This window comes from Alistipes sp. An31A (assembly GCF_002159425.1).
Classification (GTDB): domain Bacteria; phylum Bacteroidota; class Bacteroidia; order Bacteroidales; family Rikenellaceae; genus Alistipes; species Alistipes excrementigallinarum.
The window spans coordinates 31,846-58,577 of record NZ_NFIO01000011.1 but is presented as its reverse complement, the minus strand read 5'-3'; the positions used below and the strand labels follow the sequence as shown (position 1 = coordinate 58,577).

At 64.8% G+C, this 26,732-nt stretch carries 21 protein-coding genes; 12 read left to right on the top strand and 9 right to left on the bottom strand.

Annotated elements, in window-relative coordinates:
* On the bottom strand, nucleotides 1-753 hold the full coding sequence (locus B5F90_RS09210) for a helix-turn-helix transcriptional regulator (protein ID WP_087362508.1): 753 nt from the start codon (nucleotides 751-753) through the stop codon (nucleotides 1-3).
* A 100-nt stretch (nucleotides 754-853) separates the two neighbouring features.
* Here B5F90_RS09210 and B5F90_RS09205 point away from each other — a divergent pair, with 100 nt between their 5' ends.
* The 3 genes from B5F90_RS09205 (at nucleotide 854) to B5F90_RS09195 (ending at nucleotide 4,067) form a co-directional block, all read left to right on the top strand.
* On the top strand, nucleotides 854-1,507 hold the full coding sequence (locus B5F90_RS09205; protein WP_087362507.1) for a DUF1349 domain-containing protein: 654 nt from the start codon (nucleotides 854-856) through the stop codon (nucleotides 1,505-1,507).
* 307 nt (nucleotides 1,508-1,814) lie between these two features.
* Complete coding sequence (gene glpK, locus B5F90_RS09200) at nucleotides 1,815-3,320, top strand: glycerol kinase GlpK (protein ID WP_087362506.1); 1,506 nt, start codon at nucleotides 1,815-1,817, stop codon at nucleotides 3,318-3,320.
* A 3-nt stretch (nucleotides 3,321-3,323) separates the two neighbouring features.
* Entirely contained in the window at nucleotides 3,324-4,067 is a 744-nt protein-coding gene (locus tag B5F90_RS09195; protein ID WP_087362505.1) for an MIP/aquaporin family protein, read from the top strand.
* Between the two features lie 323 nt (nucleotides 4,068-4,390).
* On the opposite strand, the gene B5F90_RS09190 is transcribed toward B5F90_RS09195, so the two are convergent.
* The 5 genes from B5F90_RS09190 to B5F90_RS09170 form a co-directional block, all read right to left on the bottom strand.
* Nucleotides 4,391-5,590 (bottom strand): aspartate aminotransferase family protein, encoded by a 1,200-nt coding sequence (locus B5F90_RS09190; protein WP_087362504.1) that lies wholly within the window; start codon nucleotides 5,588-5,590, stop codon nucleotides 4,391-4,393.
* A 4-nt stretch (nucleotides 5,591-5,594) separates the two neighbouring features.
* On the bottom strand, nucleotides 5,595-6,281 hold the full coding sequence (locus B5F90_RS09185) for an RNA methyltransferase (protein WP_087362503.1): 687 nt from the start codon (nucleotides 6,279-6,281) through the stop codon (nucleotides 5,595-5,597).
* Complete coding sequence (gene rsgA, locus B5F90_RS09180) at nucleotides 6,262-7,194, bottom strand: ribosome small subunit-dependent GTPase A (protein ID WP_239307783.1); 933 nt, start codon at nucleotides 7,192-7,194, stop codon at nucleotides 6,262-6,264. Before rsgA ends, B5F90_RS09185 begins: the two co-directional genes overlap by 20 nt.
* Complete coding sequence (locus tag B5F90_RS09175; protein ID WP_087362502.1) at nucleotides 7,172-7,696, bottom strand: CvpA family protein; 525 nt, start codon at nucleotides 7,694-7,696, stop codon at nucleotides 7,172-7,174. The genes rsgA and B5F90_RS09175 overlap by 23 nt, the downstream gene beginning before the upstream one ends.
* A 415-nt stretch (nucleotides 7,697-8,111) precedes the next feature.
* Entirely contained in the window at nucleotides 8,112-8,330 is a 219-nt protein-coding gene (locus B5F90_RS09170) for a helix-turn-helix transcriptional regulator (RefSeq protein ID WP_087362501.1), read from the bottom strand.
* Nucleotides 8,331-8,573: 243 nt separating this feature from the next.
* Between B5F90_RS09170 and B5F90_RS09165 the strand changes: the two genes are divergently transcribed.
* Entirely contained in the window at nucleotides 8,574-11,609 is a 3,036-nt protein-coding gene (locus B5F90_RS09165; protein WP_143256151.1) for a hypothetical protein, read from the top strand.
* A gap of 208 nt (nucleotides 11,610-11,817) precedes the next feature.
* Nucleotides 11,818-13,839: a glycoside hydrolase family 2 TIM barrel-domain containing protein gene (locus tag B5F90_RS09160; protein ID WP_087362499.1), complete on the top strand. Its 2,022-nt coding sequence runs from the start codon at nucleotides 11,818-11,820 to the stop codon at nucleotides 13,837-13,839.
* Here the strand turns inward: B5F90_RS09160 and B5F90_RS09155 are convergent.
* Nucleotides 13,775-14,377, bottom strand: coding sequence for a WbqC family protein (locus B5F90_RS09155; protein WP_199792092.1), 603 nt, complete (start codon nucleotides 14,375-14,377; stop codon nucleotides 13,775-13,777). The genes B5F90_RS09160 and B5F90_RS09155 overlap by 65 nt on opposite strands.
* 354 nt (nucleotides 14,378-14,731) lie before the next feature.
* Nucleotides 14,732-16,219 carry a (E)-4-hydroxy-3-methylbut-2-enyl-diphosphate synthase gene (gene ispG / locus B5F90_RS09150; protein WP_087362530.1) on the bottom strand — a complete coding sequence of 496 codons (1,488 nt, stop codon included), beginning with the start codon at nucleotides 16,217-16,219 and terminating at the stop codon, nucleotides 14,732-14,734.
* Nucleotides 16,220-16,382: 163 nt separating this feature from the next.
* Here ispG and B5F90_RS09145 point away from each other — a divergent pair, with 163 nt between their 5' ends.
* From B5F90_RS09145 to B5F90_RS09130, 4 genes are all read left to right on the top strand, one after another.
* The gene (locus B5F90_RS09145; RefSeq protein WP_162607771.1) at nucleotides 16,383-16,802 is read left to right on the top strand and encodes a radical SAM-associated putative lipoprotein; all 420 of its coding nucleotides are present in this window, start codon (nucleotides 16,383-16,385) and stop codon (nucleotides 16,800-16,802) included.
* Between the two features lie 485 nt (nucleotides 16,803-17,287).
* Nucleotides 17,288-19,396 carry an ATP-dependent DNA helicase RecG gene (recG, locus tag B5F90_RS09140; RefSeq protein ID WP_087362497.1) on the top strand — a complete coding sequence of 703 codons (2,109 nt, stop codon included), beginning with the start codon at nucleotides 17,288-17,290 and terminating at the stop codon, nucleotides 19,394-19,396.
* Nucleotides 19,397-19,429: 33 nt separating this feature from the next.
* A complete protein-coding gene (locus tag B5F90_RS09135) occupies nucleotides 19,430-20,233 on the top strand; it encodes a DUF3108 domain-containing protein (RefSeq protein ID WP_087362529.1) in 804 nt (267 codons plus the stop codon).
* Nucleotides 20,234-20,311: 78 nt separating this feature from the next.
* The gene (locus B5F90_RS09130) at nucleotides 20,312-21,253 is read left to right on the top strand and encodes a hypothetical protein (RefSeq protein WP_087362496.1); all 942 of its coding nucleotides are present in this window, start codon (nucleotides 20,312-20,314) and stop codon (nucleotides 21,251-21,253) included.
* 390 nt (nucleotides 21,254-21,643) lie between these two features.
* Here B5F90_RS09130 and B5F90_RS09125 read toward each other — a convergent pair whose 3' ends face one another.
* Nucleotides 21,644-22,648: an ROK family protein gene (locus tag B5F90_RS09125; RefSeq protein ID WP_087362495.1), complete on the bottom strand. Its 1,005-nt coding sequence runs from the start codon at nucleotides 22,646-22,648 to the stop codon at nucleotides 21,644-21,646.
* 112 nt (nucleotides 22,649-22,760) lie between these two features.
* On the opposite strand from B5F90_RS09125, the gene B5F90_RS09120 reads away from it, so the two are divergent.
* From B5F90_RS09120 to B5F90_RS09110, 3 genes are all read left to right on the top strand, one after another.
* Nucleotides 22,761-23,732 (top strand): polyprenyl synthetase family protein, encoded by a 972-nt coding sequence (locus B5F90_RS09120; RefSeq protein ID WP_087362494.1) that lies wholly within the window; start codon nucleotides 22,761-22,763, stop codon nucleotides 23,730-23,732.
* 233 nt (nucleotides 23,733-23,965) lie between these two features.
* On the top strand, nucleotides 23,966-25,231 hold the full coding sequence (locus tag B5F90_RS09115) for a peptidase U32 family protein (RefSeq protein ID WP_087362493.1): 1,266 nt from the start codon (nucleotides 23,966-23,968) through the stop codon (nucleotides 25,229-25,231).
* Nucleotides 25,232-25,909: 678 nt separating this feature from the next.
* Nucleotides 25,910-26,107 (top strand): hypothetical protein, encoded by a 198-nt coding sequence (locus B5F90_RS09110; protein WP_087362492.1) that lies wholly within the window; start codon nucleotides 25,910-25,912, stop codon nucleotides 26,105-26,107.
* The last annotated feature ends 625 nt before the right edge of the window (nucleotides 26,108-26,732 follow it).

Sequence of the window (26,732 nt, the reverse complement as noted above, 5' to 3'; positions counted from 1 at the left end):
TCAGGGCAGCAGCTTCAGGTTGCGGGCGATGCGGCACGCCTCGACGACGTTGCCCACGCGCAGCTTGCCGAGGATGTTCTGCCGGTGGCGGCTCACCGTATGGACGCTGATGGCCAGACGTTCGGCCACCTGCTTGCTCGTGAGCCCCTGCTCAATCCACCCCAGCACCTCGCGTTCGCGCTCCGAGAGGAGCGTCTCGCCCGAGGGGGTATCGAACGGCAGGGCGCTCCCCGCCAGCGGGTCGACGATGACCGCGTCGGCCGTCTCGAGGCTCCGGGGACCGTAGAGGCAGAGCGCCCAGCGGATGCCCTCGCCGGCGTCGCCCGCCAGATAGAACATGCGGTGCAGCGCATCGAGGCTCGCGCCCGCGGCATCGCTCATGCGCAGCGGCTCGCAGAGGTAGCAGTCGCACCGGGCGGGGTGCTGCCTCATCCAGCGCAGGAAGCGGAGCTCGAGCAGGTATTTGCGCTGCAGGTCCTCGGGGTGAATCCGCCGCAGCACCTCCTCCTCCCAGATGGAGCCCACGACGTACGACCCGCCGCTGAGCCCCAGCCCCAGCCGCTCGGCAAAGCCGCCGCAGCAGACCAGGCTCCTCTGTTCGCGCAGGTCGCTCAGCACGGCGACCGCACCTTCGGTCCGCGCATAGCAGAGCGCCGTGCGGCGGTGCTCCTCGGCCGCGCACTCCTCGCCGGTCCCGTAAAAGGACTGGCGCAGCAGCTCTTCGTTCAACTGGCGTTCGGCTTCCCGTTCCATAACCCGACGGCAAAAAATGGTTAATCCTCAGTATTGCCCCTTCCTGCCGAGAGCACTACCTTTGCAAAGGTAACGAAACTAACGCAAAAAGAGAAAAGAGATGAAAAAGTGCTTGTTCATGCTGCTGGCCCTGCTTGCGGCCCAGGCGGCAGCCTCCCAGACGCTGGAGAAGATGCAGTGGTTCAACGAACCCGAGGAGTGGTCCATCAAGGGTGACGTCCTCACCTTCCGCGTCACGCCGCACACCGACTACTGGCGCATTTCGCACTACGGCTTCACGGTCGACGACGCCCCCTTCTACTATGCGACCTACGGCGGCGAGTTCGAGGCCAAAATCAAAATCTCGGGCGACTACGTCGCACGCTTCGACCAGGCGGGGCTCATGCTGCGCATCGACCACAAGAACTACATCAAGGCCGGCATCGAGTTCGTCGACGGCAAGTACAACCTCAGCGCCGTGGTGACCCACACGACCAGCGACTGGAGCGTCATCGAGCTCGAGCGTCCCGTCCCCTTCATCTGGCTCAAGGCCGTGCGTCGGCTCGACGCCGTCGAAATCTTCTACTCGTTCGACGACCGCACCTACACGCTCATGCGCAACGCCCCGCTGCAGGACAACACGCCGGTGATGGTGGGCCCGATGGCCGCCAGCCCCGACGGTGACGGCTTCCGCGTCCGCTTCGAGCAGTTCAAGGTAACCCACCTGCCCGACCTGCGCCGCACGGAGTGGCTCAAGCGCAACGCCGCCGAGTAGCCCCCCCTGCCCCGACCGACTCTGCCGAGGGACCTGCCACACACCCCGCCGGAGCGCCTGCCAAAGGCGCTCCTCCGAAGCTCTGCCGGAGCGCCCTCCGGCCCGAAAATTGCCCCGCAGCCAACGGTTGCGGGGCATTTCGTTTTCATTTCGAAACGCCCCGGATATTGTTTCGAATAAAAAGTTGAAGACTTTCGTTTCGAATTGCCGAATTTTCACTATATTTGTAGGGCATCCTCCGGCGACGCCCCGAAGACGGAGCCGCCGGAGCGAAGACCGACAACCGACAAACCACAACCTACGCCTTATGGAACAATACATTCTGTCGCTCGACCAGGGGACGAGCAGCTCACGCGCCATCGTCTTCGACCGCAAGGGGCAAATCCGCTCGATGGCCCAGCGCGAATTCCCCCAGTACTTCCCCAAACCGGGATGGGTCGAACACAATCCCCATGAAATCTGGTCGTCGCAGGCCTCGGTCATCGCCGAAGCCATCGCCGCCATCGGCATCAACGGACTCAACATCGCCGGCATCGGCATCACCAACCAGCGCGAGACGACCATCGTCTGGGACTCCGAGAGCGAGGAGCCCGTCTACAACGCCATCGTCTGGCAGGACCGACGCACCTCGGAGTACTGCGACCAACTGAAGGCCGAGGGGCGCACCGAGTTCATCCGCGAGCGGACCGGCCTGATTGTCGACGCCTACTTCAGCGCCACGAAAATCAAGTGGATTCTCGACAACGTGCCGGGGGCCCGCGCCCGCGCCGAGAAGGGCAAGCTGATGTTCGGCACGGTCGACACGTGGCTCATCTGGCGTCTGACGCGCGGCGAGCTGCACGTCACCGACGTGAGCAACGCCTCGCGCACGATGCTCTTCAACATCCACACGCTCGACTGGGACGACGAGTTGCTGGCGCTCTTCGACATTCCGCGCTCGATGATGCCCTCCGTCCGCTCGTCGAGCGAGGTCTACGGCGCCACGAAGACCACCATCTTCGCCCACAAGGTCCCCATCGCCGGCATCGCGGGCGACCAGCAGGCGGCCCTCTTCGGCCAGCTCTGCGTCGAGCCCGGCTCGGTCAAGAACACCTACGGCACGGGCTGCTTCCTCCTGATGAACAGCGGCGAAAAGCCCATCGTCTCGGCCAACAACCTGCTGACGACCATCGCCTGGAAAATCGGCGAGCGCGTCACCTACGCCCTCGAGGGGAGCATCTTCGTGGGCGGCTCGGTGGTGCAGTGGTTGCGCGACGGGCTGGGCATCATCCGCTCCTCGTCCGAAGTAGAGGAGCTCGCCGCATCGGTGCCCGACTCGGGAGGCGTCTACTTCGTGCCGGCGCTGACGGGTCTGGCGGCCCCCTACTGGGACCAGTACGCCCGGGGCGCGGTGAGCGGCATCAGCCGCGGCACGACGGCGGCCCACATCGCCCGCGCGGCGCTTGAGGGCATCGCCTACCAGACCTACGACATCGTCGACGCCATGCAGCGCGACGCCGGCATCACGCTGCGCGAGCTGAAGGTCGACGGCGGCGCCGCCCGCAACAACCTCCTCATGCAGTTCCAGGCCGACCTGCTCGGCGAGCGGGTCATCCGCCCCCGCGTGACCGAGACCACGGCCCTCGGCGCGGCCTATCTGGCCGGTCTGGCCGTCGGCTACTGGCAGGACCTCGACGAAATCCGCAGCCAGTGGGAGGCCGAACGGGTGTTCGTCCCCACCACCGAGCGCGAGCCCGTCGGCCGCGCTCTCGAAGGGTGGCACGACGCCGTGGGGCGCGTGCTGCACGATTACGACCCCCCCAAACGACATTAAGCCATGACACCCGACTTTCTGACCCAATGCATCTTCGAATTCATCGGCACGCTGGTGCTGGTGCTGCTGGGCGACGGCGTAGTCGCCTCAACCGGGCTGAACCGCTCGAAAGGCCAGGGCGGCGGCTGGGTGGTCGTCACGCTGGCCTGGGGCCTGGCCGTGATGTGCGGCGTGCTGATTGCCGGCCCCTACTCGGGGGCCCACCTCAACCCCGCCGTGACGGTCGGCATGGCCGTGGCGGGGCTCTTCCCGTGGGGCCACGTGACGGGCTACGTCGTGGCGCAGCTCCTGGGCGGCTTCTGCGGCGCGGTGCTCGTCTACGCCTTCTACAAGGACCACTTCGACGCCACGGACGACCCTGCGACGAAGCTCGGCGTCTTCTGCACGATGCCCGCCATCGCGAATCCGCCGCGCAACCTCTTCTGCGAGTTTGTCGGCACCTTCCTGCTGGTCTTCGTCATCCTGGCCATCGGCAACGAGGCCAACACCCCCGAAATCGGCATGGGAAGCCTCGGGGCGCTGCCCGTAACGATGCTCATCATGGCCATCGGCATGTCGCTCGGAGGCACGACGGGCTACGCCATCAATCCGGCGCGCGACCTGCCGCCGCGTCTGGCCCACGTCCTGCTGCCGATTCGCGGCAAGGGGCCGAGCGGCTGGAGCTACAGCTGGGTCCCCGTGCTGGGGCCGCTGCTGGGAGCACTCGCCGCCGCGCTGCTCTACAACTGCGTCTACATCTGCGGCTGAGCCGGCCGGCCATCCGCACACATAAGAAAGCCGCATCCCCTGCGTTGCTGGGGATGCGGCTTTTGCTCTCTTCGGTCCGCGGAGATGCAGGGCCGGTCGGCGGTGATGCAGGGCCGGTCGGCGGTGATGCAGGGCCGGTCGGCGGTGATGCGGGGCCGGTGGGTGGTAATACGAGGCCGGTCGGCGCTCAGAGCCCATCGTTGCTCAAGCCCGCCCGGCGCTCAGAGCCCATTATCGCCCACGCGGGCCCGGCACTCAGAGCCCATCGTCGTCCATGCCGGTCTACCGTCCGGAGCCGGCCGTCGCTCTTGCGGGCCCGGCGGTCAGAGCCGGTCGAGGCACTCGAGGATGATGCGCGCGCTGTCGCGCACCTCCTCTTCGGAGATGGTCAGCGGCGGCGAGATGCGGAAGGCCGTATCGCAGAAGAGGAACCAGTCGCTCATGATGCCCGCCTGCTTGAAGAGCTCCATGATGCGGTACAACCGCTCCGAGGAGCCCAGCTCGACGGCCAGCAGCAGGCCGCTGCGGCGGATTTCGCGCACGGCCGGATGGCCCTGCAGCAGCTCCTCGTAGAGAGCCCCCTTCGCCTCGACCTGCTCGACGATGTGATGGTCGAGCAGATACTCCAGCGCCGCAAGGCCCGCCGCACAGCAGACCGGATGGCCGCCGAAGGTGGTGATGTGGCCCAGCGTGGGGTTCGACTGCAGCGTGTCCATGATTTCGTGGCGCGCGATGAAGGCCCCCAGCGGCATGCCCCCGCCGAAAGCTTTGGCCAGGCAGACGATGTCGGGCACCACGCCGTACTTCTGCATGGCGAAGAGCTCGCCCGTGCGGCCCAGCCCCGTCTGGATTTCGTCGAAAACGAGCAGCGCCCCCACCTCGTCGCAGCGGCGGCGCAGCGCCTCAAGGTAGCCCGGCCGGGGCACCCGCACGCCGGCCTCGCCCTGCACGGGCTCGACCAGCACGCAGGCCGTGCGGCGCGTGATGCGCTCGAGCTGCGCCGGGTCGTTGAACTCGATGGCCTGCACGTCGGGCAGCAGCGGGCGGAAGGCACCCTTCCACTCCTCCCCCTCGGGGGCACCCATCATGCTCATCGAGCCGTGGGTCGAGCCGTGGTAGGCGCGCCGCATCGAGATGAGCTCGGTGCGGCCCGTGAAGCGCTTGGCCAGCTTGAGGGCCCCCTCGACCGCCTCCGCGCCCGAGTTGACGAAGTAGACGCTCTCGAGTCCCCCGGGCAGCAGCGAGGCGATGCGCGCGGCGTAGCGTACCTGCGGCGCCTCGACCAGCTCGCCGTAGACCATCACATGCATGTAGCGGGCCGCCTGCTCCTGGACGGCGCGCACCACCTCGCGGTTGGCATGGCCGACGTTGCTCACCGAGACGCCCGCCACCAGGTCGTAGTAGCGGCGCCCCTCGGGCGTGTAGAAGAAACTCCCCTCGGCCCGTTCGACCTCCACCAGCATGGGCGAAGGCGAAGTCTGGCCCACGTGGGCCAGAAACTGTTTGCGCAGAATCGTATTCATGGTGTTATTCTTCTCCGAATGTTCGTTTGAGTATCTCCTCCGAGTCCTTGACGCTGCGGCACATCCAGCCGTAGAGCGTCGCGGCCTGCTCCGCAGCGGTCATGTTCCACCCCTCGACCTGGCGGTGCATCCGCTCCGAGAGCATGTAGATGAGGATGGCGGCCGAGGCCGAGACGTTGAGGCTCTCGACCATGCCGCACATGGGGATGCGCAGGAACTCGTCGGCCGACGCGAGCACCTCCTCCGAGATGCCGGCATGCTCCGTGCCGAAGACCAGCGCGAAGCGCCCGCGTCCGACGTCGAACGACTCGGGGGTCGTATCCTCGCGGTGGGGCGTCGTCGCCACGATGCGGTACCCCTCGGCACGCAGCGCCGCGAGCGCCTCGGCCGTCGACCCGTGGCGGCGGATGTCGACCCAGCGGTCGGTGCCCCGCACGATGGCGGCGCTGGGGTTGAAGCGGCAGAAGGTCTCGACCGTGTGCATCTGCTGCAGGCCGAAGGCCTCGCAGTGGCGGATGAGCGCCGCGGCATTCTGCGGATGGAAGGTATTCTCGGCCAGGATGGTCATGTAGCGCGTACGCATGGCGACCGTCCGCCGCAGCACGTCGTAGCGTGCGGGGAGCATGAAGCCGGAGAGGAGGGCTATCCGCTCGCGGTACCACGCCACGTCCCTATTTGCGGTACTTGTCATCTTCGTCGAGGATTTTCAGGTAACTTTCGTATCGCGACCACGCCACCTCGCCCCGCTCGACGGCCGCCACGACGGCGCATCCCGGTTCGTGGGTGTGGGTGCAGTTGTAGAATCGGCAGCCGGTCGCCAGGCGCATCATCTCGGGAAAGTAGTGCCACAGCTCGGCGTCGTCGATGTCGATGAGGCCGAAGCCCTTGATGCCCGGCGTGTCGATGAGCCAGCCCCCGTCGCCGAGCGGATACATCGTCGAGAAGGTGGTCGTATGGCGCCCCTTGTGGTGGCTCTCGGAGATTTCGCCCGTGCGGATGTCGAGCGAGGGGTCGATGGCCTGCACGAGGGTCGACTTGCCCACCCCCGAGTTGCCCGAAAAGAGGGTCGTGCGGCCGGCCAGCAGCGCGCGGACCTCCTCCACGCCCCGCCCTTCGAGCGCCGCAACCTCCAGCACGGGGTAGCCCGCCGCCTCGTAGACGGCGCGGAAGGCCGCCACCGCCTCGTCCGACTGCAGGTCGCGTTTGGCCAGCACCAGCGTGACGGGCACCTTGTAGGCCTCGCACGTCACCAGGAAGCGGTCGACGAACTCGGGGGCCGTCACCGGCTCCGAGAGCGTCACCAGCAGCAGCGCCTGGTCGACGTTCGCCGCGATGATGTGCGACTCCTTCGAGAGGTTCGAGGCGCGGCGGATGATGTAGTTGCGGCGGGGTTCGACGGCGAAGATGCTCCCTTCGCCCTCCTCGCCCTCCTCGAAGCGCACCACGTCGCCCACCACCACGGGGTTGGTCGAGCGGATACCCTTCAGGCGCAGCCGTCCGCGGATGCGGCAGCGGAGCGTGCGGCCGCCGCTCGCCACCTCGTACCAGCTGCCCGTGGCACGCACGACAAGGCCCGAGGCCTCAGTGGGTTGCATCGTCTCCATGGTCGGCGTCGCTTGGGGTCGCGCCCTCGCCGAAGGCCCGCTCCACGAAGGGGAGGAGCGATTCGCTGAGGTGCATGACGGGTTGGTAACTGATGGATTGCTCGAGGGTGCGCTCCTCGACCAGGTCGTACTGCCCGTTGAGGCGGTCGAAGGCGGCGAAGAGAACGCCCAGCGCCAGCAGGCACTTGGCCAGCGAGACCACCACCCCCAGCAGCACGTCGGCCGCCCCCAGTCCGGCAAAGCGGAAGAGGCGGCGCAGCAGCCGTGCCAGGATGGCCACCACGATGAGGACCACCACGAAGAGGGCGATGAAGCCCCCCGCGGCGGCGAACTGCTCGTCGAGGCGGAGCCAGCCGCCCACCACCGCACCGTAGCGCGAGGCGAGCCAGATGCCGGCCAGGATGCCGGCCAGCGAGCATACCTGCACGATGAAGCCCTGCTTCCAGCCGTGCCAGAGGGCCAGAAGCAGCAGCAGGCATACCACCAGGTCTATTGCATTCATCGGTCAATCGTTTCGATTCTCCGACAAAGATAACGTTTGCCGCGCGAAGCGCCAAATTCCGGACCGAAAAGGGGCCGCAGCAAGGGGCTTCCACTTACGGCCGGGGCGATGGAGGGGGGCCACTTCCGGGCTTGGGGGGGGGCGGGATGGGGCCGCAAGGGAGCGGCCCCCTCACCCGGCAGGAGCGGCTGCGAAGGGGTGCGCACGCGTTGCAGGGCGGCAGTATAACGGGGCACCGGCTTCCGGTCGGGGCGGCCACGAGGGAGTGTGCCTGCTCCCGGTCTTCGGGAGACGGCAGCCGCCTCCGCTCGCGGAAAGGGCACAAAAAAGGGGCCTTTCGTGGCAGCCCCGGCAAGTTTGACCCTTTGTTGCGTCCCCTCCCGCGGGGACCTCTTTTATATTATAGGTATATCGCTTACCGGATTAAATCCCGAAGACTCACGCACAGTGCGTTACAGATGATACACATCGTCTTTACGGTCAGGTTGGTCCTCCCCGCCTCAATGCGGCTCATGTTCGAGCGCTCCATGTCACACCGGTACGCAAGTTCCTGTACGGTGAGGTGCCGTTCCTTGCGTAATTGCCTGATTCTCGAAGAGATATATGCAATTTCCTCCTGATAGTCGAGTGTCATTTTCAAAAAATCGGATAAAAAGTTTTGTTGTGCAAAATTTATATATTATATTTGCACCACGCGTATCATATATGATACCAACAAATTGCGAACCGCACCCGCCGAAAACGTTCATAAAAAGAGATAAACAACTAACGGACAATAACTTAAATTTTTAAAAACAACAGAGCTCCGCATGCGGAACTCCACAGGGCAACAGAGGACAAACCACAACAATTCAACACAACTCAATTATCATCAACTATGAAAAAACAATTCTTCAAAAAGTTTCTTGCGTTGTTCCTGACGGGAACAATGCTGGCCGGTGTCGGTTGCAAGAGCTACGACGACGACATCGATTCGATAAACAAGAAACTCGACGAACTGGAGACGGTCACCATCAAGGACCTCCAGAGCCAGATTGACGGTGTGAAGAGCTCCGTCGAGGTCATCGAAGACCTCTCCTCGCGCCTCTCCACCCTCGAAGGCACGGTCGAGGGAATGGGTGACGTTGCCCAGAAGCTGCGTGATTTGGAAAACACGCTGAAGAGCTACGTCGACAACGCCGTGAAGGATTCGGAGCAGACGCTGCGCAACGAATTCGCCACCAAGTCGGCCCTCAACGAGCTCATCTCGCGCCTCGAGCAGCTCGAGGGTGTCGACGTGCAGGGGCTCATCAACGCCGCCATCGAGGAGTTCAAGAAGGACTCCTGGCTGGGCGAGCAGATGAACGAGTACATCGCCAACTACAAGTTCGACTACGACTACGTCAACGCCGAGGGTGCTGCCGACGCCGTGCTCGAGCAAATCAAGGGCCAGAACGAGGAGTACAAGGAGGCCATCCTGGCACTCATCGGCAGCGCCGATGGTCTGACCGTCTCGAAGGAGATGCTCAGCGACGAGCTGAAGGCCTACCTCGAGAAGATTGAGGAGCTCGAGCAGCGCGTGGCCGACCTCGAGAACCGCATCCAGTCGCTGGTCTATGTTCCGGCCTATGCCGACGGCAAGGTGGTATTCCCCGCATCGTACGCCATCCAGATGACCAACGGGGAGGGTGAGACCTCCTACTTCTCGCTGGGTGCTGCCGAGAAGCAGCAGGCCGAGCTGAAGTTCCGCGTAACGCCCGCGTCGCTGGCCGTAGAGTCGAAGCTCAACGCCGAGACGCTGAGCATCGTGACCGAGGAGGTGATGACCCGTGCCGAGGGTGCCGCCTTCACCATCGACGAAGTGAAGGAGTGGAACGCCGCCAAGGGTGAGTTCGTGGTGGTCGTTTCGACCGACTACGACTACTTCGAGGCAAGACTTGAGGAGCAGCCCAAGACGCTCGCAATCGCCCTCCACGTCGCCATCGACAACGCCGCTTCGACCGAGGAGAACCCCCTGCAGGGCATCGAGTACACCTCGGAGTTCATCCCCACCGAGGGAGGACAGACCTTCGCAGTCAACAACCTGCTGACGGTTGCCCGCCTCGAGGGTGACAAGTACGTGGAGCTCAAGAACAACGAGTACGCCTCCGACGTCGAGTTCACCGACAAGAACGTCCGCAACTTCTTCGAGGGCTACTCCGTCGTGCTGAAGCAGGACGGGGAGCTCATGGCGCTGAACAGCGTATGGGAGAACGTTCCCCAGTTCGAGCTGGTTGCACCGGAGGATGCCGCCACGGTAACCAACGGCCACGAGGAGAACTACGAGCTGACCGAGACCTCGGCCGCCATCGTAACCCCGGCTCCCGAGCTGGTAGGTGACGTCATCACGTCGGGCGCCTTCACCTTCCGTCTGAAGGACCAGAACGGCAACTACGCCGATGTCAACACGCAGGCCGTTGCCAAGCTCAACATCATCTCGGTAGACACCGAGGTCGAGACCGCACAGCTCGACGCCCCCGTCGTATGGAACTACGCCGCCGCTTCGGGCTCGCAGGAGTACACCGCACAGTACGAGTTCACCAACAAGCTCGATGTCGAGCGCTTCAACGCCCTCAAGTCGCTGATGCCGACCTTCACCGTAACCGATGCCAAGGGTGCTACCGTGAGCGACATCCAGGTTGCCGCCGAGAGCTACTCGCAGCCGTCGGTCGAGGGTGACGTACAGCGCATGACGCTCAAGCTGACCGATGCACAGAACCACTTCATCGCAGGTGGAAACTACACCGTCGTAGCCCTCTACGAGGAGAGCGCAGCCGGTACGACCGTTACCGTCAAGTTCCCGCTCACGGTCGAGGGTCTGCCCGCCGTTGCCGACCAGCTCATCACCAAGGAGATTGCCTACGAGCCCAACACGCGCCAGTACAAGGTATTCCTCGACTTCGCCCAGATTATCTGGGACACGTGGGGTGAGGCTGCCGAGAAGTACTTCGCCGACTACGCAACCTTCAAGAGCGCGCTGAACGGCAAGCAGTTCGTATCGACCTCCGAGGAGGAGAACACGCTCCGCGCCGAGGACGGTTCGCAGATTCTGATTGGCTCGGACAACATCGCCGTAAGCTTCGCCAAGACCGAGACTCCCTACGAGCTTTCGGGCAAGCTGACCACCACGTGGGGCCTCGAGGTTGTCTTCGGCGGCACCTTCACGCTCAACAAGCCGCAGGGCGTCCTGCTGCAGCGCGGCTCCGACCTGCCGGCCGACAACCGCGTGCTGATTGCCACGACGCTCGAGGGCGGTGTCTTCTCGGTAGACAACAAGGACCTGGTCAACACCTACTTCTACGACGGTGACGTTGCAGGCGTGAGCGTCAAGTTCGCCATCGACCGGAGCGACGAGGAGGCCGACTACGGCACGGCCGGCGTAAGCGGCACGAAGCTCTCGTGGGGCTCGTACAAGGGCCTTGAGCTGCCGATTGTCGTCACGCTCGAGGACAACAACGGCGTGGTATTCGACCTGCAGAAGTTCACGGCCTACATCGCCGACCCGATTAAGGACCAGGCCATCACCGCCAAGGACGGTTCCATCGGAGCTACGACCACCGACCAGACGCTCTACATCTCGACGCTGCTCACGCTCAAGGATATGAACAACGCCAACGTCTTCGCCGCACCGAAGACCGACGACGGAACGACCGACGCGAAGGGCCTTCTGACGAACATCAAGACGCCGCTGGGCGCCGAGGTAAGCTACTCGACCCCCGACATCATCTACACGAACCGCATCTCGTTCGACCCGGCAACGGGCCTGCTGACGGTCAAGGGTTCGACCGACACGTCGATGGCCGTCACCGAGACCGTCTCGATTGACGTCACCTTCACCTACGCCTACGGCGAGAAGCGCACGGGTACCGTCAAGGTAGCTGTCGCCCAGAAGTAGCCCCCCTGACAGGAGACTCATCTCACAAAACGAATACGCCACAAACACATCGTTATCTTCATCCAATTCGAGTCTCCTGTCTTTTTACCGACCCGAGAGGCCCGGACCGCAACGGTCCGGGCCTCTCTGCATTCCGCCCCCGAGGAAAACGCCGGGACAACTTTTGCCGAAATTTCGTATATTTGCGCCAAACAGCCTTCGAGAAACCATGAAAAGAGTCGCAGCAACCCTGCTGCTCGTGCTGCTCTGCATCACGGCGCAGGCCCGTAAAGTCTACCCGCTGAACGAGGGGTGGCGCTTCTTCTTCAAGTCGGAGAACACGAGCGACAACGCCCGCTACGTCACACTGCCCCATACCTGGAACACCGACACCGAAGCCGTCGGCCTCTTCCTCGAAACCACGGCCAACTACCAGAACGAGGTGCGCATCCCCGCCGAATGGCGCGGCAAGCGCGTCTTCGTGAAGTTCTACGGCGTGCAGAACGTCGCCACGCTCTTCGTCAACGGCAACTACGTGGGCGAACACCGCGGCGGGGCGGCGGCCTTCACCTTCGAAATCACCGACAAGCTGCGCTGCGGAGACAAGAACGCGCTGCTGGTCATCGTGAGCAACAACAGCCGCTCGGACGTGCTGCCCGTCTCGACCGACGCCAACCTCTACGGCGGCATCTACCGCGGCGCCGAGCTCATCGTCACCGACCGCACGGCCGTCTCGCCCCTCTACTTCGGTTCGGACGGCGTGCTGGTCAAGCCCACGTCGGTGACCCCCGAGCGGGTCGAGGGCGAGGCCGAAATCCACCTCACCTCCTCGTCGGGCGAGGCCAACTGCCTGCTCACGCTCGACATCACCGCTCCCGACGGCACGCGCGTCTACACGCGCCGCCAGCGCGTGCGCCTCGACGGGCGCCCGGCATCGGTACCCTTCTCGGTCGACGACCCCGAGCTGTGGAGCCCCGACCATGCGGCACTCTACCGCTTCACCGTGCGGCTGGGCGAGCAGCAGGTGCTCGACGAGGTGAGCGTCCGCACGGGCTTCCGCTCGGTGCGCTTCACCCCCGAGGAGCGCTTCACCCTCAACGGCAGCTTCTGCGCCATCCACGGCGTGACGCTCTACCACGACAATGCGCTTGAGGGGGGCGCCCTGACCGACGCCGACTACGACGCCGACATGGCCTGCATCCGCGACCTGGGGGCCAACGCCGTACGCTCGGCGGTGATGCCCCACGCGCAGTACTTCTACGACCTCTGCGACGAGCGCGGCATCCTGGTCTGGGCCGAAATCCCCTTCCAGAGGGCCCCCTTCCTGGGCGACATGGGCTACTTCCCCACCCCGCAGTTCGAGGAGAACGGCCTCCAGCAGCTGCAGGAGATTATCGCCCAGAACTACAACCACCCCTCGGTGGTCATGTGGGGCATTTTCTCGCTGTTACAGGCCAAGGGGGATGACCCCTCGCCCTACATCCGCCGTCTGAACGACGCGGCGCACCGCATGGACCCCACCCGTCCGACGGTGGCCTGCAGCAACCAGGACGGCAGCCTCAACTTCATCACCGACCTGATTGTCTGGCAGCAGGAGGTTGGCTGGGAGAAGGGTTCGCCCGACGATGTGGCCGTATGGCGCGACCTGCTGCGCCGCAACTGGTCGCACCTCGCGTCGGGTGTCTGCTACGGCGAGCCGGGCTTCCCGGCACACCAGTACAACGCCGTGCCGCCCGTATCGCGCACGAACTGGATACCCGAGCAGCGGCAGAGCCGCTTCCACGAGGCCTATGCCAAGAATCTGGAGCAGGATTCGCTCTTCTGGGGCGTGTGGGTCAACAACCTCTTCGACTACGGCTCGGCGCGCCGCCCCTACGGGGTCAACGGCTCGGGGCTGATGACGCAGGACCGCCGCGAGCGCAAGGATGTCTACTACCTCTACCGTGCGATGTGGAACAAGCGCGACACGACGCTCCACCTGGCCGACAAGCGCCACCGGCTGCGCGACACCGAGCGGCAGGCCTTCAAGGTCTACTCCTCGGCGGGCAGGCCGCAGCTGCGCATCAACGGCGACACGGTGGCGCTGCGCCGCTATGCCGACTGTCAGTACGTCACCGACACGATGACGCTCCAGGGAACCGTGTGGCTGAAGGCTTCACTGGGAGGACAAAGCGACTCGCTGCGCTTCAGAATCGACTGCGCGCCGCAACAGCCGCTGCTTGGGGTCCTTCGGCAAACAACAGGTCGATGAACGACAGGTTGGCGACGAAGGGCATCCGGTCGGAAAAGACCTGAATGTAGGGCTCGGCCTCGAAGGCCGGGCCCTCTCTGTGTTTGGGCCTCAGGTCGACATCGCCCGGCTGCGCCTCGACGTAGTGCTCCGAGAGGCGGAGCCGGCAGGGGGCCTTGGCCGCCTCGAGCAGCGTGCGCAGCAGCGCAAGGTTGAACTCCGCAAGCAGGTCGCCCGGCGCGCGGTAGAGGGGTTCGAAGCGCTCGGCGTAGTGGTCGAAGTAGGGCGAGCTGCGGTAGGCCGAGACGAGCGAGAGCCAGTGCTGGTGGGGCCAGCGCTTCGAGTAGTCGAGCCGCACCTCGCGCATGGGCTGGCGCGGGCGGTCGGCGTTGCGGACGTGGACGGTGAGCTCCATGGGCCCCCCCGTGGCCAGAATCCGCGTGCGGTTGCGCTCCGAGCGCTTGATGAAGTGTTCGCCCAGGTCGATGACGCACTCCTCGCGCAGCAGATGCGCGATGTACTCCACCGAGGGAAGATAGGCCAGAGGAAGAATGGTCATCGGTCAAACATTTTTACAGGATTTTACAGGATAAGGAAGGGGTTGGAGGCGGGGACCGGGCCGAGTGGTCGGCGGTCCGCAGAACTCGGCGGCAGAACCGGAGGGGCGGCGGTCGGCGGTCGGCGGTCGGCGGCAGGAGCCCGGCGGGTCGGGCCCGACGGCAACTGCGGCCGGGAGCGGCAGGAACCTCAACGGGTTGGACCCGGCGGCAACAGCGGCCGGAGCGGCCGGGGCCTCAACAGGTCAGGAACCGGAGGCGGGGCCTCGGCGGGGCGGAGCGGCGGGCCGGGGCTTCAGCCGGTCGGACCCGGCGGCAACAGCGGCCCAAGAGCCCGGGTGGCCGGGTGGCCGGGGTTACTCGCCCGGCTCGCGCCAGTCGCCGTTTTCGCGGATAAGGGCCACCAGACGGTCGAGCGCCTCCTCCTGCGGGATGTTGCGCTCGACGACCGTGCGCCCCTTGTAGAGGGTGATGCGTCCCGGGGCGGCCCCCACGTAGCCGTAGTCGGCATCGGCCATCTCGCCCGGGCCGTTGACGATGCACCCCATGACCCCGATGCGGAGGTTCTTCAGGTGCGACGTGCGCGCCTTGATGGCGGCCAGCGTCTGCTCGATGTCGTAGAGCGTGCGTCCGCACGAGGGGCAGGCGATGTATTCGGTATGCGAGAAGCGGAGGCGCGCCGCCTGGAGAATCATCAGCTCGACGCGGCGGAGCTCCTCCTCCGTGTAGCGCGGGGCGTCGAGCCAGATGCCGTCGGCCAGGCCGTCGAGGAAGAGCGGTCCCAGGTCGGCCGCCGCACGCACGGCCAGCCGCTCGAGCGTGGGTTCGTCGTAGTGCCGCCGGAGCACCACCGGGCAATCCTCCTCGAGGTTGAGAATCGCCGCGCGGAGCTCGGCCGTGGGGTTTTCCGAGGTCGACTCGAGGATGCGGAACCCCTCCATCGACTCGCCCCGCACGACGGGCACCTGCACCCGGCTGCGGCGGCGGAACTCGGTGGGCGAATAGCGCTCGGGGTGGAGCACCTCGAAGCGGCCCGGACGCGCGGCGAACTGCTCGACGAGCTGCTGCGCCACGGGGATTTCGTGCTCGGGGGCCTCGGTCAGCGAGACGCGAATCGTGTCGCCGATGCCGTCGGCCAGCAGTGCACCGATGCCCACGGCGCTCTTGATGCGCCCCTCGAGGCCGTTGCCCGCCTCCGTCACACCCAGATGAATCGGATAGTGCATCCCCTCGGCATCCATCGCCTCGACCAACAGCCGGTAGGCGTGGACCATCACGCGCGTGTTGCTCGACTTCATCGAGACGACCACCTGGTCGAAATTGCGCTCGCGGCAGACGCGCAGGAGCTCCATCGCCGAGACGACCATCCCCTGCGGCGTGTCGCCCCACCGGTCGAAGACGCGGCGGGCGAGCGAGCCGTGGTTGACGCCGATGCGCAGCGCCACGCCGCGCTGGCGGCACTGCTCGATGAGCGCCTCGAACTCGCCGTGCTCCGAGCGGTAGTTGCCCGGGTTGATGCGCACCTTGTCGACGTAGCGGGCCGCAATGGCGGCCACCTCGGGAACGAAGTGGACGTCGGCCACCAGCGCCGTGTCGTAGCCGTCGGCGCGCAGCTGCGCGGCGATGGCACCCAGGTTCTCCGCCTCGCGGCGCCCCTGGGCCGTCAGACGGACAATCTTGCCGCCCGCGCGGTCAATCCGCTCAATCTGGGCCACGCTCGCCGGCGTGTCGTTGGTGTCGGTATTGGTCATCGACTGCACGGCAACGGGGTTTCCGCCGCCGATGGCAACCCGTCCGATGCGCACCTCGCAGGTCGGACGGCGCCGGTATTCCGAAAGATTCATCATGGCTGCGCCTCTTTTTTTCCGAAGACAAAGATAGCGTTTTTTCGGCCGATTTCCACACCGTCCGCACAGTGCGGCGCCGCCGGCGGAAGAAAATCGGAGCAAAAGTTGCGAAAACCTCTATTATTCACTACTTTTGGAAAGGAACCAAACCTGTATGACCATGAAACGAAGCTGGGCACTTGCCGCTCTGGCCCTTTTGGGATTCGGAACGGCCTGCAACGAGGACGAACAGATTCTTGCGATGTACGGAACACCCAACGTCGACTACCGCGTCCAGGGCCGGGTGACCGACCTCGAGGGCAACCCCATCGAGGGCATCGAGGTGCGGGGAAAGGACGGGCTGAAGAGCGTGCTGAGCGGCACCGACGGCAGCTTCGACCTTCGCGACAACGGTCAGAAGGACAACCTGACGCTGAACTTCACCGACATCGACGGCCCCCAGAACGGCTCGTACAAGGCACGGGAGTACCGGATGGGCTTCACCGACGAGGAGTTCGTGCCGCGTGACGCTGCATCGGAGGATGCCGGGCTCTTTGTCAAGGAGCACGTCAACGTCTCGATGACCGAGGAGGAGCAATAGCCCCGCCCGGGCAGCCGGACGCAGGCACCGGGACGAACGCCCCCCGAAGCGCCGGCCGCTCCCGACAAGCGCCAAACACGGGACCGAGCGCCAAACACGGAACCGAGCGCCAAACACGGAACCGAGCGCCAAACACGGAACCGACAGCCAAACCCTTTTCCAACAAGGGCCGGCCAAACCGCCGGCCGTTTCTTGCTGTGTGCCGGCCGGGCCGCCCCAAAACAGACACGACCGGGCAACCGGCCGCCCCGCCGGACATCCCGCCGGACCGACAACCGCCCCAACGACGAACCCAACCGACGAACCCAACCGGAGCTGCCGGCCAAATCGGCAGCCGGACCGTTCCCAAACAAACACGGTCGGGCCGTCATCCCCCGGCAGACGCCCCGCCGGACCGACAACCGGAACACCCCACACGCGGAGCCGCTCCGCACACGGGGCGTTCCGGTCTTGCTTTTGCACGGGGCATGCATTATATTTGCGGAGTGAACTATCTGGACAACGACATAAAATTCGTCCCCGGCGTGGGGGAGGCGCGCGCGCGGCTGCTCGACAAGGAGCTCGGCATCCGCACGCTGGGCGACATGCTCAACCACTTCCCCTTCCGCTACATCGACCGCACGCGCATCTACCGCATCGGTGAAATCACCGAAGGGGGCCCCTCGCTCGTGCAGTTCCGCGCCCGCGTGACGGGCATCGGCTACGCCGGACAGGGGCGCAAGCGCCGCTTCACGGTCTCGGTCTCGGACCCCACGGGGTCGGCCGAGCTGGTCTGGTTCGCCGGCATCAAGTGGGTCGAAAAGCGCATCGAGGTGGGGCGCGAATACCTCGTATTCGGCCGCCCGAGCTTCTACCACAACGAACTTTCGATGGTTCACCCCGAACTCGAGACGATGGAGCAGGCCCTCTCGCGCAAGCCCGAGAGCGGCATGCAGGGCATCTACTCCACCACCGAGCGGCTGCAGGGCGCCGTGGGGACCAAGGGGCTCTACCGCATCATGCGCAGCACGTGGGAGCGCGCCGCCGACCACATCGAGGAGACGCTGCCCGAGGAGCTGCGCACGCGCTACGGCCTCATCCCGCTGCGCGAGGCCTACTACAACATCCACTTCCCGCAGTCGCCCGAGCTGCTGCGCCAGGCGCAGTACCGCCTCAAGTTTGAGGAGCTGCTGGGCGTGCAGCTCAACGTCCTGGCGCGCCGCAGCGAGCGGCTCGCTCGCAACAACGGCTTCCTCTTCACGCGGGTGGGCGACGCCTTCAACCGCTTCTACCGCGAGAAGCTCCCCTTCCCGCTCACCGGCGCCCAGAAGCGCGTCATCCGCGAAATCCGCCAGGACACGGCCACCGGATTCCAGATGAACCGCCTGCTGCAGGGCGACGTGGGGAGCGGCAAGACGCTCGTGGCGCTCATGTCGATGCTGCTGGCCGTCGACAACGGCTACCAAGCCTGCATGATGGCCCCCACCGAGATTCTGGCCCGCCAGCACGCGGCCACCATCGGCCGCATGGTCGAGGGGCTCGGCGTGCGGGTGGCCATCCTCACCGGCGCCTCGAAGGCCCGCGAACGGCGCGAGGCGCTCGAGGGCATCGCCTCGGGCGAGGTCCACATCCTCATCGGCACCCATGCCCTCATCGAGGAGCGGGTGCGCTTCGCCAACCTGGGCTTCGTGGTCATCGACGAGCAGCACCGCTTCGGCGTCGAGCAGCGCGCACGGCTCTGGACCAAGAACGCGCAGCCGCCCCACGTGCTGGTGATGACCGCCACGCCCATCCCCCGCACGCTGGCCATGACCCTCTACGGCGACCTCGACGTCTCGGTCATCGACGAGCTGCCGCCGGGCCGCCGCCCCATCAAGACCTTCCACTACACCGACGCCGCACGGCTCAAGCTCTTCGGCTTCATGCGCCGCGAAATCGCCAAGGGGCGCCAGGTCTACGTCGTCTATCCCCTCATCAAGGAGTCCGAGGCGATGGACTACAAGGACCTCACGGACGGCTACGAGGCCATCTCGCGCGACTTCCCGCTGCCGCAGTACGTCACGGCCATCTGCCACGGGCGGATGAAGCCCGCCGACAAGGAGGAGTCGATGCGCCAGTTCAAGGAGGGCGAGGCGCAGATTCTGGTGGCCACGTCGGTCATCGAGGTGGGGGTCGACGTCCCCAACGCCACGGTCATGGTCATCGAGTCGGCCGAGCGCTTCGGCCTCTCGCAGCTGCACCAGCTGCGCGGCCGCGTGGGGCGCGGCGGCGAGCAGTCCTACTGCATCCTCATGTCGGGCGACAAGCTCTCGCGCGAGTCGCAGGCGCGGCTCGACGCCATGTGCCAGACCAACGACGGATTCCGTCTGGCGGAGCTCGACCTCAAGCTGCGCGGCGCGGGCGACATCAACGGCACGCAGCAGAGCGGCATGGCCTTTGACCTGAAGATTGCCAACCCGACGCTCGACGTGCAGATACTCACCCGCTCGCGCGACGCCGCCGGCGAGGTGCTCGCATCCGACCCCGCGCTCGCGGCCCCCGGCCACGAGGGGCTGCGCCGCCTGAAGGAGCGCTACTCGGGGCGCGAAGAGATTGATTTTTCACGAATTTCGTAATAATTTACCACCAAGAACCGTTTTCTCATCATGATGACCCGTACCAAAACGCTGCTCACGGCGCTCCTGCTGCTGCTTGCCGCGCCCCTTGCCGCCCAGCTCTACCACCCCGGCGAGGTGCTCGACTACCGCGTCAGCTACCGCGCCAAGATGTTCCCCAACACCGAAATCGGCGCCGTGCAGATTGCCACCTCCGAGGAGGAGTTCGAAGGGAAGCCCTGCTACAAGGTCATCGGCGAGGGGCGCACGCTGCCCACTTACCGGTGGTTCTTCAATCTGGTCGACATCTACACGGTCCACGTCGACCCCGACTCGCTGCGCCCGGTACACTTCCGCAGCGACCTGCACGAGGGCGACTACACCTTCCGCAGCACCTACCGCTACGACTGGGAGCAGATGCGCGTCCACACCCGCTGGCAGAGCCGCCAGCGCCCCATTCGCGAAAAGGTGCTCCCGCTCACGCGCGAGAGCATGGATGCCATCTCGCTCTTCTTCAGCCTCCGCTCGGCCGAGGCCGAACAGTTCCGAGCCGGGGAGCCCCGCACGCTGCAGATGGTGCTGCAGGACACCGTCCGCCACCTCCACTTCCGCTTCCTGGGGCGCGAGGAGAAGAAAATCCGCAACCTGGGGCGCTTTCGCACGCTGAAGTTCGACTGCCAGCTGGGCACCTCCGAGGGGTTCTCGTTCACCGACGGCACGGTCTTCACCATCTGGATTTCGGACGACGAGAACAAAATCCCGCTCTACCTCGAGTCGCCCGTGCGCATCGGCAGCATCAACGCCTACCTTTCGGGCTACAAGGGGCTCAAATATCCGCTCAAAAGCCGGATAAAATAGCGGGCCGCAGATTCGGCGTTAGGATAATTCGCCAAAAAACGTATCTTTGCAGAAAAATCAAACCCACACACCAACACCATGGAAGAGAACAGACAGGAGTACGATAACTACGACAACACGGAGTTCGAGGAGGACTACACGCCCCGGCCCGACTCCGGAAAGTCCATCCGCGGCTATCGGATTGTCATCATCATCCTCTCGGTGATTCTGGTCGCCATCTCGGCGCTCTACTTCGGCATCCACCGCCAGCAGATGCTCGACAACGAGCTGCTGCGCGCCGACCGCGACTCGATTCAGAACGACCTGGGCCGTCTGATGGAGGATTACGACAACCTGCACGTGGCCAACGACTCCATCTCGGCCAGCCTCGACATCGAGCGGGGCCGCGCCGATTCGCTGATGAACCAGCTGCGCAAGGAGCGCCGCTGGAGCCTGGCCAAAATCAAGCAGTATGAGAAGGAGGTGGGGACGCTGCGTACGGTCATGCGCGGCTACCTGCACCAGATAGACTCGCTCAACTCGCTCAACCAGAAGCTCATCACCGAGAACATCTCCTACCGCAAGGAGATTTCGTCGGCCACGCTGCGGGCCGAGATGGCCGAGGAGAAGGCCGCCGAGCTCGACAACAAGGTGCGCGCCGGTGCCGTCATCAAGGCGCGCGGCATCCGCCTCACGGGGCTCAACGCCCGCAACAAGGAGGTTTCGCGCATCCGCAACGCCGAGCGCGTGCGCGTGGACTTCGTGCTGACGGCCAACGAGCTGACCACACCCGGCAACAAGGCCGTCTACATGCGCCTCACCTCGCCCGACGGCTATGTGCTGACCACCGAGGCGATGCCGACCTTCGAGTACGAGGGCGAGCGGCTGAGCTACTCGGCCATGCGTGAGGTCGACTACCAGAACCAGGACCTCGAGGTGGGCATCTACTTCGACAGTTCGGGCTTCGCGGCGGGCACCTACCTCGTGCAGCTCTACTGCGACGGCTACATGATTGGCTCGGCCGAAATCGCCATGCGCTAATCCCCCGCTCCGGCGGGAAGGCAGCCGGGAAGGCAGCCGCAAGCCGGAGGGCTCAAAGACCGGAAGAATACACCGGCAATGAAGCCCCAAGTGGCAATGCAGCCGACACAACGAGCCGAAAGCCGATAGAGGCCGGCACAACGGAAAGAAAAAGAGCGGACCCGCCCGATGGGGGCGGGTCCGCTCTTTTCGTGGTTCCCGGTTTGCTCCGACTGCTCTCTTCGGTTCGTTCGACCCGCAGCTCGGGGGAGGCTCTCAACGTAGAGCCCGCCTTGGGAGGGGCGAGCCTCAACGCGGGACGCACCTCAACGCCAGACGGGCCTCAACGCAAAGCACACCTCCGCGCGGCCTGTTCCGCACGGAGGTGCGCTTCAACAGAGCGTATCTGCCTCACTGCTGCATGCTCTGCCAAATCAGAGCCGAGGAGCCGAGGATGGCGGCGTTCTTGCCCTGGATGCCGCTGGGCAGCAGCTTCACCTTGTTCTTGAACATCGAGAGCATGTTCTCCTCCATGTACCACTGCGTCGGCTCGAAGAGCAGTTTGCCCGCCTTCGACAGTCCGCCGAAGAGGAAGATGGCCTCGGGAGAGGTGATGGCCACAATGTCGGCCAGCGCCCGGCCCAGCATCTCGCCCGTCACGCGGAAGGCCTCGAGCGCCACGGGGTCACCCTGCGCGGCGGCGGCCGAAATCATCGAGGCGTCGAAATCGGCAAAGGCGATGTCGCGCAGCTTGCTCGGTGCGGTCATCGTCGCCATCAGCTCGAAGGCCGTGCGCTTGATGCCCGTGGCCGAGACGTAGGTCTCCAGACAGCCCCGACGTCCGCAGCCGCACTGGCGGCCGTTGCGCTCGACGATGATGTGGCCGAACTCGCCCGCAAAGCCGTCGCTGCCGTAAATCATCTCGCCGTTGGCCACGAAACCCGAACCCAGACCCGTGCCCAGCGTCACCATGATGAAATCGCGCATCCCCTTGGCGTTGCCGTAGACCATCTCGCCGATGGTCGCCGCGTTGGCGTCGTTGGTCATGAGCGTCTTCACGCCGCCGAAGCAGCGCGCGATGTCCTCGACAAGCGGGAAGATGCGGCGCGACTCGTCGGGATTGGGCTCATCCTCGCGGAACTTCCAGAGGTTGGCCGGCGTCTCGATGGTCCCCTTGTGGTAGTTGGCGTTGGGGGCGCCGATGCCGATACCCGCCAGCTCGTAGTCGAACGAGAGGCTGTCGGCCATGGCGTGCATGGCGTCGCACAGGTCGGCCACGTAGGCCTTGTAGTCGTCGAAATAGGGGTACTTCTTGGTTGAGATGACCGATTCGGCGTAGAGGTCGCCGTTTTCGTCCACCAGTCCGAATGCCGTATTGATTCCGCCGATATCTACACCGATTACTAACTTTTTCATGGATTGACCTTTTTTAATGAATTTTTATTAGGTCAAAGTTAAAATAAAATTCGCCCACTCCAAAGTTTTTTCCTACTTTTGGGGTAATTTTGTATCCTAAAGTCTTACTCCCATGCTTGCGAACGAACAGCTGCTTTCGACCATCGAAAACTATCTGGCTCAGACCGATTTCGCCTCCGAGCCCGAAAAACTCTACGCCCCCATCGGCTACTCGCTGGCGGGCGGCGGCAAACGGCTCCGCCCGATGCTGCTGATGCTCGCCTGCGGCATGTTCTCCTCCGAAACGGCGCAGGCGCTTCCGGCTGCGGCCGCCGTCGAGATTTTCCACAACTTCACGCTGCTGCACGACGACATCATGGACAACGCCCCCGTCCGGCGCGGCAAGCCCTCGGTCTACGCCAAGTGGGGACAGAACGTGGCCATCCTCTCGGGCGACGCGATGATTATCTGCGCCTACCGCATGCTGGCGCAGTGCCCCGCGGAGCTGCTGCCCCGCATTCTGAAGGTCTTCAACACCATGGCGCTCCAGGTCTGCGAGGGGCAGCAGTACGACATGGACTTCGAGCAGAAGCAGAAGGTCTCGGTGGTGGAGTACATGCACATGATTGAACTCAAGACCTCGGTGCTGCTGGCCGGTGCCGTCACCATCGGAGCCATCCTCGGCGGCGCACCGAAGGAGGACTGCCGCACGCTCTACCGCTTCGCCATCGAGCTGGGACTCGCCTTCCAGCTGCAGGACGACCTGCTGGACAGCTACGGCGACGAGCGGCTGGGCAAGGCCATCGGCGGCGACATCCTCGAGGGGAAGCAGACCTATCTGATGATTACGGCGATGAGCCGTGCCGACGAGCCCACGCGCGAGACGCTCCGCCGGACCTACAAGGACCCCTCGCTGAGCGATGCCGAGAAGATTGCCCGCGTCAAGGAGGTCTACGACCGGCTCGACGTGCCGCGGCTGACCGAGCAGCAGATTTCGCTCAAGTTCGAGCGGGCGCTCGCGCTGCTCGACACCCTTTCGGTCGACGCCTCACGCACACAGCGCATGCGCGAATTCGCCGAGAGCCTGATGGGCCGCAAGAAGTAGCCGGCCGAAGAGGGGAGGGCCGAGAGAACCGGAGAGAGGTTCGAGCGGACCCGGCCGGAGAGGCCAGCCGGGGAAGAACCGGGGAGAGGTCCGAGCGAGCCCAGCCGAAGAGGGCCGGAGAGGGCCGGAAAGGTGCCAGGGATGGCACGGAGGCACGCTCCGAACAACAGGAGTCCGCGTCGGGGCGTCCCGAACCGGAAGCTCCCCGAACCAAACACAACGACAGCAACACGATGAAACGTTCCGAAATAGAAATCATGGCCCCGGTCGGCTCCTACGAGTCGCTGATGGCCGCCATCCACGCCGGGGCCGATTCGGTCTACTTCGGCGTGGGAAAACTCAACATGCGCTCCGCCTCGGCAGCCAACTTCACGCTCGACGACCTGGGGCGCATCGTCAAAACGGCCCACGAGCACGGCGTGAAGACCTACCTGACGGTCAACACGGTGGTCTACGAGGATGAGATGGCCGACGTGCACGCCGTCATCGACCGCGCCCGCGCCGAGGGGGTCGACGCCATCATCGCCACCGACTTCGCCGCAATCCTCTACGCACGGCGCGTGGGGGTCGAGGTCCACATCTCGACCCAGAGCAACATCTCGAACTCCGAGGCGGTCCGCTTCTTCGCCCAGTGGGCCGACACGGTGGTGCTGGCCCGCGAGCTCTCGCTCGAACAGGTGGCCGCCATCCACCGCCAAATCGTCGAGAACGACATCCGCGGCCCGAAGGGCGAGCTGGTCGAAATCGAGATGTTCGCCCACGGAGCCCTCTGCATGGCCATCTCGGGCAAGTGCTACCTGAGCCTGCACGAGACCTCGTGCTCGGCCAACCGGGGGGCCTGCCGCCAGATTTGCCGCCGCAAGTACACCATCACCGACCGGGAGACGGGCCAGGCGCTCGACATCGACGGCCGCTACATCCTCTCGCCCAAGGACCTCTGCACGATTGACTTCCTCGACCGCATGGTCGGGGCCGGCGTGCGGGTGCTCAAGATTGAGGGGCGCGCCCGCGGCGCCGAGTATGTCAAGCGCGTGGTGGAGTGCTACGACCGGGCGCTGCGCGCCATGGAGGCGGGCGAGTACACCCCCGAGCTGGCCGCCTCGCTCAAGGAGCGGCTCGCCACGGTCTTCAACCGCGGCTTCTGGGAGGGCTACTACGCCGGGCGTCCCATCGCCGAGCACAGCCGCAACTACGGCTCGTCGGCCACGCGGCGCAAGGTCTACGTGGGCAAGGTGGTCAACTTCTACAAGAAGATTTCGGTGGCCGAGGTGCTGGTCGAGGCGGCTCCGCTGGCCCGCGGCGAGGAGATTTTCTTCATGGGGGCCACCACGGGGGTGGCCGAGCAGCGGCTCGACGAGCTGCACGACCGCGACGGCAAGCCCGCCGAGTCGGTCCGACAGGGCGAACTCTGCTCCATCAAGACCGGGGAGCTCATCCACCGCGGCGACCAGCTCTACAAGTTCGTCCCCGCGGAGCAGTCCGCCGAGGCGGCAAACTAAGCGGCCGGGGGGAGCCGGGGCGGCAAACGGGCAGCAGAGGACGCCCCGACCGGGAAGGAGCTGGCCCCAGGTAAACACTCTAAGCCGCCACCCAGCCGCGAAACCGCCGGTTCCGGGACGGGTTCCGGAATTGACACCCGATGCCAACACCCGGAAGCAGACGTTCCGCTGCGAAGGAGGTCCCATACACCCCGGCAGGAAAATCCGACCAACAATCCACACAACAGAACGTGAAGCGACCCTCGGAGCCGCTTCGCTTTTTCCCGGCCGGCAGAGGCAGACAAACTCCCCGGCCATCTTCCGCATTGCCTACCTGCCCCCGGCTACCCTTTCGGACCTCCGTAAAGTGGGCCGGGAGACGCGTCTCAGGGGAAGCTTCGACCTTCCGACACAGCAGCTGCAATCTCTCGACACAGCGACCGGCACACCAGCCGCAACCACCCGCAACCACCACAAACATCTGCCACCCCCGGCCACTTGCTCTTTCCATCCGGCCGCAAAAGCCTCCCCGGCCGCACGCCTTCGTCGCAACCAGGACCGCCGCTGCCCACACCCCGGCCTCCGTCAAAAGGGAGGAGCAGCGGGCTTTTCGAAAAAAAATTATCGAAAAACAATAAATTTTATTTGTTTTTCGAATTTCCTTTGTATCTTTGTCATGTCAAAAGCAGACACGACACCATGGAACCCGAAAAAGTAATCCGCATCGTTTCGCTCTTCCTGCTCATTGCCGCCTTTGCCATCCACGTGGCCACGCGGCTGATGTTCCCCGAAGCGCCGAACCACACCCTCTCCATCATCGTGCTCTGCATGCTGGCCGCAGGAAATGCCATCTCGGACCGAGGCTCACGACGCCGGGCCGGGAACGACTGGCAATAGCCCCACCGCACCGGGGACCGACGCAGTCCGAAGGAGACGGCCCGAAGAAGGCCGCACCGGAAGCCGCCGTCCGAAGAAGACCGCCCGGAGGCCGCCAACCCGGAAAGGGTTTGTGAGAATGAGGGTCGAAGGGGGCCCGGTTGGTGAAAGTGAGGGTCGATGGGGCCCGCAGGTCCCGGAAGCCGGAAAAACGCGGGAAAGAGCCAGAGAATACCCCGAAGGCCACGAAGGGAATCCGGAAAGAGCCAAAGGGAAATCCGGGAGGCACAGGAGTAACCCAAGAAAAGAGCCTGTACAAAACCGGGAAAGGGGCGGCACCCGGGGAATAAGCGACACGGGGGCAAACTGGGGAGGGGCAAATCGAGTAACAACCTGTTTTTTCTAACCATACCTAATAAAAGTTCACCGGAAGGGTCCGACGGCGGTCGGGCCCTTCCATTTTTTGTGCCCCACGCCCGCCCGTGCCGCGGCCCCGCATTTTTGCGTCCGCTCTTCCATTTTCACGCCTCCCTCCCCTCCATTTTCGGCCTGTCACCCTTCCCGTTTTTGCGCTCGCCTTCTCTCCATTCTGTGCCTCCTCCCCGTTTTTGCGCCCGCCATACTTCCATTCCGCATCCACCCTCCC

Coding starts and splice junctions, on each gene's coding strand:
- B5F90_RS09195 (WP_087362505.1), top strand. CDS start 3,324: ATGACACCCGACTTTCTGACCCAATGCATCTTCGAATTCATCGGCACG.
- rsgA (WP_239307783.1), bottom strand. CDS start 7,194: ATGGAGACGATGCAACCCACTGAGGCCTCGGGCCTTGTCGTGCGTGCC.
- B5F90_RS09210 (WP_087362508.1), bottom strand. CDS start 753: ATGGAACGGGAAGCCGAACGCCAGTTGAACGAAGAGCTGCTGCGCCAG.
- B5F90_RS09155 (WP_199792092.1), bottom strand. CDS start 14,377: ATGACCATTCTTCCTCTGGCCTATCTTCCCTCGGTGGAGTACATCGCG.
- B5F90_RS09110 (WP_087362492.1), top strand. CDS start 25,910: ATGGAACCCGAAAAAGTAATCCGCATCGTTTCGCTCTTCCTGCTCATT.
- B5F90_RS09175 (WP_087362502.1), bottom strand. CDS start 7,696: ATGAATGCAATAGACCTGGTGGTATGCCTGCTGCTGCTTCTGGCCCTC.
- B5F90_RS09130 (WP_087362496.1), top strand. CDS start 20,312: ATGGAAGAGAACAGACAGGAGTACGATAACTACGACAACACGGAGTTC.
- B5F90_RS09190 (WP_087362504.1), bottom strand. CDS start 5,590: ATGAATACGATTCTGCGCAAACAGTTTCTGGCCCACGTGGGCCAGACT.
- B5F90_RS09115 (WP_087362493.1), top strand. CDS start 23,966: ATGAAACGTTCCGAAATAGAAATCATGGCCCCGGTCGGCTCCTACGAG.
- B5F90_RS09185 (WP_087362503.1), bottom strand. CDS start 6,281: ATGACAAGTACCGCAAATAGGGACGTGGCGTGGTACCGCGAGCGGATA.
- glpK (WP_087362506.1), top strand. CDS start 1,815: ATGGAACAATACATTCTGTCGCTCGACCAGGGGACGAGCAGCTCACGC.
- B5F90_RS09145 (WP_162607771.1), top strand. CDS start 16,383: ATGAAACGAAGCTGGGCACTTGCCGCTCTGGCCCTTTTGGGATTCGGA.
- B5F90_RS09135 (WP_087362529.1), top strand. CDS start 19,430: ATGACCCGTACCAAAACGCTGCTCACGGCGCTCCTGCTGCTGCTTGCC.
- B5F90_RS09160 (WP_087362499.1), top strand. CDS start 11,818: ATGAAAAGAGTCGCAGCAACCCTGCTGCTCGTGCTGCTCTGCATCACG.
- B5F90_RS09120 (WP_087362494.1), top strand. CDS start 22,761: ATGCTTGCGAACGAACAGCTGCTTTCGACCATCGAAAACTATCTGGCT.
- ispG (WP_087362530.1), bottom strand. CDS start 16,219: ATGAATCTTTCGGAATACCGGCGCCGTCCGACCTGCGAGGTGCGCATC.
- B5F90_RS09125 (WP_087362495.1), bottom strand. CDS start 22,648: ATGAAAAAGTTAGTAATCGGTGTAGATATCGGCGGAATCAATACGGCA.
- B5F90_RS09205 (WP_087362507.1), top strand. CDS start 854: ATGAAAAAGTGCTTGTTCATGCTGCTGGCCCTGCTTGCGGCCCAGGCG.
- B5F90_RS09165 (WP_143256151.1), top strand. CDS start 8,574: ATGAAAAAACAATTCTTCAAAAAGTTTCTTGCGTTGTTCCTGACGGGA.
- B5F90_RS09170 (WP_087362501.1), bottom strand. CDS start 8,330: ATGACACTCGACTATCAGGAGGAAATTGCATATATCTCTTCGAGAATC.